The following is a 6346-nucleotide window of genomic DNA, read 5'->3' as shown; positions in this document are numbered from 1 at the left end:
TTTCACGACGAAGTATCGGCGCAAAGTGTTCGACGGCTACATGATCGGGCAGCTCCGAGAGGCTTTTGAATCGGCTTGCGAGAAACTCGACTGCCGCATCCTTGAGTTCGATGGTGAAGAAGACCATGTTCACCTGCTCGTTGAATATCCGCCGAAGCTGTTGGTCAGCGTGATGGTCAACAACTTGAAATCCACGTCCCCCGGCGGGTGTGCTTCTTGAACACGCATATCCCAATGTTGAGCAAAAGCACTGCTTTGTGGTCACGGTCGTATTTTGCTTGTAGTGCGGGTGGGGCAACGATCGAGATGCTCAAGGGCTATGTGCAAGCGCAAGCCACCCCCGAATAGAGTCGCTGCGCGACTCTCGCTTGTATCCCCGCCCGAATGGGCGAGGGTTTTCGCGGATTATCGCTAACTTGATCTAGTCTGAATGGTCGAGGAATTAGCGGTGGACACCGTGAACATACACGAAGCCAAGACCCACCTTTCCAGGTTGCTGGCTCGCGCAGCGGATGGGGAGACCGTGCTGATCGCCAAGGCGGGTCAACCCATCGCCAAACTCACCCCCATCGACGCTCCACCAATCGGCAAGAAGCGTCGTCTCGGCTTTCTGGAGGGTGCCTTCCAGATTCCCGATGACTTCGACACCATGGGCAGCGACACGATTACCGAGGCGTTCGAGGGCGAGGGGAAGACATGATCCTGCTCCTGGAAACCCACCTGCTGCTCCGGGCCGCCTCACAACCGGATCGACTCTCGGCCGTGGCGAGAGAGAAGCTGCTGGATGAGAACAATGCACTCTGGTTCAGCGCCGCCAGCCTCTGGGAGGTCACGATCAAGGCCGGCCTGGGACGCCCCGACTTCCGAGTAGACCCTTATCTGCTGCGACGAGGGCTGGTCGACAATGGCTACACGGAACTGCCCATCACCAGCAATCACGCCCTCGCCGTCCATCACTTGCCGCTCATCCACCGCGACCCGTTCGACCGCCTGCTGGTCGCCCAGGCCGAGAGCGAGGAGGTGCTGCTTCTGACGACTGATACCACGGTGGCGAGCTATCCCGGCCCCGTCATGCTCGTCTAGACCAGAGGCAAACCCACAATTGGACGGAGGCTGAACCAGCAATTGGACGCTATATCAGTCAGCAGTTGGACGCTATAATAACCAGCAATTGGACGATGCTGGAGACGAGACATGGCCACGCCCTATCTGCCGCGGTTAATTCGCGACCGCGTGGTGGAGTCGCTCGCCGATACGCCGGTGGTCTGCCTGCTGGGCCCCCGACAGGTCGGCAAGACAACCCTCGCTCAGCGCATCGAGCCCGAGCGAACCTATCTGAACCTGGATGACCCCACCCTGATGGAGGCTGCCCAACAGGACCCCCTCGGCTTCATCGAGAGTCTGCCGGAGCGCGTCACACTGGATGAGGCCCAACGGGCGCCCGAGCTGCTGCTGGCAATCAAGTCGGTGGTGGATCGAGACCGCTCGCCAGGTCGCTTCCTGCTCACTGGTTCCGCCAACCTCCTGCTGCTGCCCAAGGCGCAGGACTCCCTGGCCGGCCGCATGGAAGTCATCTACCTGCACCCGCTGGCCGAACAAGAGAAACGCATCAGCGAGTCCAACCTGCTGGCCGGACTCCTTGAAGGCCGGCTCTCTCCCAGGATAGTGGACGACACCATACCGCTATCCCCCACGGCGGAGATTATCTGCCAGGGTGGCTACCCAGAACCCAACCGCCGCCCTCCCCACCGGGCACGACAGTGGTACCGCCAATATCTCAACGCCATCATCCAGCGTGATGTGCAGGACATCGCCGCCATCCAGGACGAGGACGGAATGCTGCGCCTGGCGGAGCTGCTGGCATACCGGGCCGCCAGCCTGCTTAACGTCAGCACGCTGGGCAAGGAACTGGGGATGGAGCGCAGCACGGTGACCAAGTATCTGAGCATCCTGGAGCGGTTGTTCCTGGTCAGGAAGTTGCCCGCCTGGCACCGCAATCAGGCAAAACGGCTGATCAAGAGTCCCAAGCTTCACCTCGTCGACACCGGCCTTGCCGCCGCCTTGGCACGGCTGACACCAGACCAATGGTTGGCTCAGGCCGAACGCTTCGGCGCCCTTCTGGAGAGCCATGTGGTCGAGCAGATGATGGCCCAGGCCTCCTGGGTCGACCCCGAGCTTCGGTTCTCCCACTACCGGGACAAGGACCAGGTGGAGGTCGACCTGGTCATCGAGCGCGGCCAGGAACTCTGGGGAGTGGAGGTCAAGCGCGCCGCCACCGTGCAGGCCAAAGACGCCGCCGGCCTCGCCCGGCTCGCCGATCAGGCCGGCAAGCATTTCCAGGGCGGCATGCTGATCTACACCGGTCGCCACTGCGTGAAGCTAAAGGTTCCGGGCTGCTACGCCGTACCCATCGGCATGCTATGGGGAGAAGAACCTGGAGAACCCATTTCCAGCGAGGTTGCCTGGCAGGAGTTGACTAGCCGGCAGCAGTGATCTTGTCCCGCAGCAGTGGTAGAGGAAGGAGACAAAGAATGGTGGGCCCAGTCAGACTCGAACTGACGACCAAGGGATTATGAGTGCAATTTTGTAACATTGAGGACCGCGCCTGCAATGCGGACATCAAGGATTTTCAAGGTCTTATCGTAGTCCATGGGTTATATAGCTCTCACGGAGCGCGCTCAATCAGCAACCAAACCGCTACCATTGAGGTGCTTGCAGTCATCCATGACCAGCCACTCGCCCCACCCGTCTGCCGATACTAGGCATCGGTGCCGGGCAAAGGCCCGCGGAAGCAGAAGACGCTCAGCTGATGATCATGGTTGGGGTCGGGTAGACCGGGCGATTGCTCGTCCCGGCCCCCCTCAGAACCGGGCATGCGCGATTGACGCACCCGGCTCCTCAACCATCAGTTTCGCTATCAGGTAAATCGGTGAACAATCCTGGCTCGCGGTAGCGGGAGAACCGACAGCAGCCGCGCTGCCTTTTCCCACGAGAACCATGCTTTCTGTGATCGCCTCCTGAGCCATTTGATCCATATACGACGGACCATGTTCACGAAGCGCTGCAAGGCCTCGACGTTGTTGGTTATCCCGTAATACGCGTAATATAGTGGACCCCATGGTCCACTATATAAGGCATAAAAAAGCGACTTGCGGGCGATAAAATTCAATATCTTAACTCGGAATTAACTGCGGCACCGCCATGATGAAACATATCATGCTGACCGTCTTCTTTCCACGCTGTAAAGTCCGCAAGGTCACCGCCGGCTTTGACGGGAACGAAATCACCCTCGAAGGCGACGGTCTGCTGCTATGACGACCGAATCGCGAGACGGACCTGGCCCGTGCCAATGCGTACCGACTTCTTACTCTTGGGTATCTCAATGTTGTCCATGCTGGACAGCGTTCATGCTCCTGCAGCGCTTCTTTGGCCTGGCCTTAGGCTCCGTCCGTCAATGTAAAAGGCCTGCTTGCGAGCATTTTTAATCTGCTGATGGAAGCAGGGATTTCCGATCCTGAACAGTTCAGGATCGACCGAAGCGCATAGTCGCCGCCGACGGTATAGCGGATCCTGCCACGCGCGAGGAGGGAAGCCTTGGCCGGCCAGCAAGCTAATGCGTAAAGGAGAGGACAGAACACCTATGAGGACTCCCGTAACGGGATGAATTGTATGTCTCAGACGGCTCGCCTGGTAAAAGATAAGGCTGGACCACTAGTGAATCCGTCTCATGGCTCAACCTCGTTGCAATCCCGGTAGTGCTCGCGAACCTCCAGGATCGCCGGTAACACCTTGAAGAAGGCATCCACCACCACCGGATCAAAGTGTCTGCCGCGGTTCTCCTCGATCAGGGCAAGGGCTTCCTCCACCGGCCACGCGCGCTTGTAAGGGCGAGGCGAGGTCAAAGCATCGAAGACATCACTGATGGCAGCAATTCTCCCCGCCAGGGGAATGGCGTCTTATTGATATGCAACTCGGAATACCTGAGGTAGCTGATGGCCAATGATGTTGCCCGCGGTCCAGACATTGAGGAAAGTACCGAGACCGCGCCACTAAGGCGCTCAAGGAAGCCGCTCCCAAGGCTTCCAAAATCGCCTGGTAAGTCTTCCCGCCGGCCCACACAGAAAGGTCACGACACCCGAGGCCACCGATCCATGATCGGTGGCCTTTCGCATGCATGGATGATGATGGCTGGTCGGGGTTTGTCGCGCCTCGAATCATGGGGGGAGCAAGGAGGCTCACGCCTCGGCTTCCACCCGGTTGCGGCCGCCTTCTTTGGCCCGGTACATCGCCTGATCGGCGCGGGCGACCAGGGTCTTGCGGCTTTCGCCGGGTCGCCAGGCGGCCACGCCGACGCTGATGGTCACCCTGCCCAGCTTGCCCAGGTCCAGTGCTTCGGCGCTCCGCCTGAGGCGTTCGGCGAGATGCCTGCCGCCGATTAGGTCACAATCGCTGGCCAGCACCAGGAACTCCTCACCACCCCAGCGGCCCAGGTTGTCGGTGGGACGCAGGATGTTCTGCAGGACTCGGCTCAGCGTCACCAGCACCTCATCGCCAGCCTCATGACCCTGTGTATCATTGAAGTGCTTGAAGTAATCGATGTCGAACAGCAGCACGGCGAAGGGCCTGTCGTGACGTTCGGCGGCGTTGAACTCGGCATCGATCGCCCCTTCCATGCGGTAGCGGTTCCAGGTGCCGGTCAGGCTGTCGCTGTAGGCCAGGCTCTTGAGCTTTTCATTGAGCTGGGCGATCTCATGGCTGGAGGTCAGCACGGCCAGGTTCTTGGCGAGGTCTCCGGCGGCACGGCACTCGATGGCGCGCCAGGCGCGGCTGCGTCCCCTCACCTCTTCCTGCCACTGGGCAAAGGAGCGGCGGGGCGTCAGGATCAACTGCCCGTCGCGCATTATGGGGGTATCCTCGGGCTTGCCGGCCCAGCGCCTGCTGTGGCGCTGTTCGGGGCGAAAGAACATCAGCCAGTGGGGCGACTCGGTGGGCAAGGGCACGGCCAGCAGGCCGCAGAGGTCGCCCTCCTGCCAGGTTGCCAGGGATGTCTTGGCCAGCGATTGGGTGTGCCAGGCAGTGTCGCGAGGCTGGTGACGATTCAGCCAGCCGGCCATGCCCACCAGGTTCTCCTCGGCCGGTAGAGTTCCCATACCACGGCTCTTTTGCCCGGTGACCAGTGCGATGCCACTGGCATCCAGTAGATCCAGCCATTGCGCGCCGTGACGCTGGATCAGGCCATCCGGTCCGAGAAGGCGCCCCTTCTCGTCGGAGAGAATCTCGTTGCTGTCGTGGATGCCGTGGAGGAGGCGGGTGTCCGCTCGGGTGCGTAATACCCTCAACCGCTGCATGGCGATCTGAACCAGGGTGCACAGCGCATCACGCAGGTCAGCCTCCACCGTCCTGGGCTTCAGGCCCTGAAAAGCCAGCAGGCCCCAGAGCGTCTCCTCCTCGTACATGGCGATCGACAGCGAGGAGCCGACGCCCATGTTGGTGAGGTACTCCTGGTGAATCGGTGCGACGGCGCGCAACACCCCCCCGCGACATGTCCAGTGGCGCCGTTTCATCAGGGCCACAGGGCGGCAACACGGGAACCGGGGGTGCCAGGGCATCGGGGATGCTACGCACCCTATTGAAGTCGTAGAGTCGGCGAACCTGGGGAGGAATGTCACTGGCAGGGAAGTAGTGATCGAGGTAGCTCTCCGCCACGGGTAGACACGTCTCGGCGACCACTCGGCCATTCCACTGCTCGTCGAAACGGTAGACCATCACCCGCTCGTGGCCGGTCCACTCCTGTACCCACTGCGTCAGTGCATCGAGAAGAGTATCGGTGTCGTCGATTCTCCTTACTTCGACCAGCCAGTCATTCACCTGGTCCAGCAGGCGATGTCCATCCGGGCACATCTGGTATTCCAGTTCCACGACAACGGCATCACCACTGTGATAGGTCACCACATGGTAGAGGCGTCGTTCGCCCTGCACCTCTCCCTGGGCGGTGAGAACGGAGGCCGAGCCGTCCTCAGGGCTATCGCAGTTAGATAAGTAGTCGTCCATAGACACGCTGCCCGCATCGTAGGCACTCTTGCCGGTATCCGCTATGTGCCGGTATCAAGGAGTGATATGGCATCTGTCACCAGCTGCTTTTCCGATCTGCCTGACCCCAGGGGGCCCAACGCCCGTCACGAGTTGGATGAGATCCTGTTTATTGCCCTCTGCGCTGTGCTCTGTGGGGCTGAGGACTGTTCAGATATGGCGCTTTTCGGACAGTCGAAAGAACCTTTCCTACGCCGCTTCCTGACGCTGCCCCATGGCATTCCCAGCCACGACACCTTCAGCCGGGTCTTCCGCC

The 6346-nt window shown here is 60.6% G+C and carries 7 protein-coding genes and 1 pseudogene; 5 read left to right on the top strand and 3 right to left on the bottom strand.

The window, feature by feature from the left end:
- From tnpA to BMY30_RS17375, 4 genes and pseudogenes are all read left to right on the top strand, one after another.
- A pseudogene (gene tnpA, locus BMY30_RS17390) lies at nucleotides 1-348 on the top strand (IS200/IS605 family transposase); the annotation flags it as partial.
- Nucleotides 349-457: 109 nt separating this feature from the next.
- Nucleotides 458-700 (top strand): type II toxin-antitoxin system Phd/YefM family antitoxin, encoded by a 243-nt coding sequence (locus BMY30_RS17385; RefSeq protein ID WP_244516265.1) that lies wholly within the window; start codon nucleotides 458-460, stop codon nucleotides 698-700.
- Nucleotides 697-1083, top strand: coding sequence for a type II toxin-antitoxin system VapC family toxin (locus BMY30_RS17380; RefSeq protein WP_089715936.1), 387 nt, complete (start codon nucleotides 697-699; stop codon nucleotides 1081-1083). Before BMY30_RS17385 ends, BMY30_RS17380 begins: the two co-directional genes overlap by 4 nt.
- Before the next feature lie 111 nt (nucleotides 1084-1194).
- Nucleotides 1195-2493 (top strand): ATP-binding protein, encoded by a 1299-nt coding sequence (locus BMY30_RS17375; RefSeq protein WP_089715935.1) that lies wholly within the window; start codon nucleotides 1195-1197, stop codon nucleotides 2491-2493.
- Between the two features lie 1232 nt (nucleotides 2494-3725).
- On the opposite strand, the gene BMY30_RS18400 is transcribed toward BMY30_RS17375, so the two are convergent.
- The 3 genes from BMY30_RS18400 to BMY30_RS17905 all read right to left on the bottom strand — a co-directional run bounded on the left by BMY30_RS18400 (nucleotide 3726) and on the right by BMY30_RS17905 (nucleotide 6057).
- Nucleotides 3726-3944, bottom strand: coding sequence for an HD-GYP domain-containing protein (locus BMY30_RS18400; RefSeq protein ID WP_342027803.1), 219 nt, complete (start codon nucleotides 3942-3944; stop codon nucleotides 3726-3728).
- Between the two features lie 291 nt (nucleotides 3945-4235).
- Entirely contained in the window at nucleotides 4236-5486 is a 1251-nt protein-coding gene (locus BMY30_RS17365; RefSeq protein WP_170840184.1) for a GGDEF domain-containing protein, read from the bottom strand.
- Complete coding sequence (locus tag BMY30_RS17905) at nucleotides 5386-6057, bottom strand: hypothetical protein (RefSeq protein WP_170840183.1); 672 nt, start codon at nucleotides 6055-6057, stop codon at nucleotides 5386-5388. The genes BMY30_RS17365 and BMY30_RS17905 overlap by 101 nt, the downstream gene beginning before the upstream one ends.
- A 60-nt stretch (nucleotides 6058-6117) precedes the next feature.
- On the opposite strand from BMY30_RS17905, the gene BMY30_RS17355 reads away from it, so the two are divergent.
- A partial coding sequence (locus BMY30_RS17355; protein WP_139195524.1) for a transposase family protein occupies nucleotides 6118-6346 on the top strand: 229 nt, incomplete at its 3' end.

Source organism: Halomonas daqiaonensis (genome assembly GCF_900109725.1).
Lineage (GTDB): Bacteria > Pseudomonadota > Gammaproteobacteria > Pseudomonadales > Halomonadaceae > Halomonas > Halomonas daqiaonensis.
The sequence above is the reverse complement of the archived record's forward strand: the minus strand, read 5'-3'. Positions and strand labels throughout refer to the sequence as shown.

What these genes read in the sequence shown, in the direction of transcription:
- BMY30_RS17375 (WP_089715935.1), top strand. Translation starts at nt 1,195, where the DNA reads ATGGCCACGCCCTATCTGCCGCGGTTAATTCGCGACCGCGTGGTGGAG.
- BMY30_RS17365 (WP_170840184.1), bottom strand. Translation starts at nt 5,486, where the DNA reads ATGGGCGTCGGCTCCTCGCTGTCGATCGCCATGTACGAGGAGGAGACG.
- BMY30_RS17380 (WP_089715936.1), top strand. Translation starts at nt 697, where the DNA reads ATGATCCTGCTCCTGGAAACCCACCTGCTGCTCCGGGCCGCCTCACAA.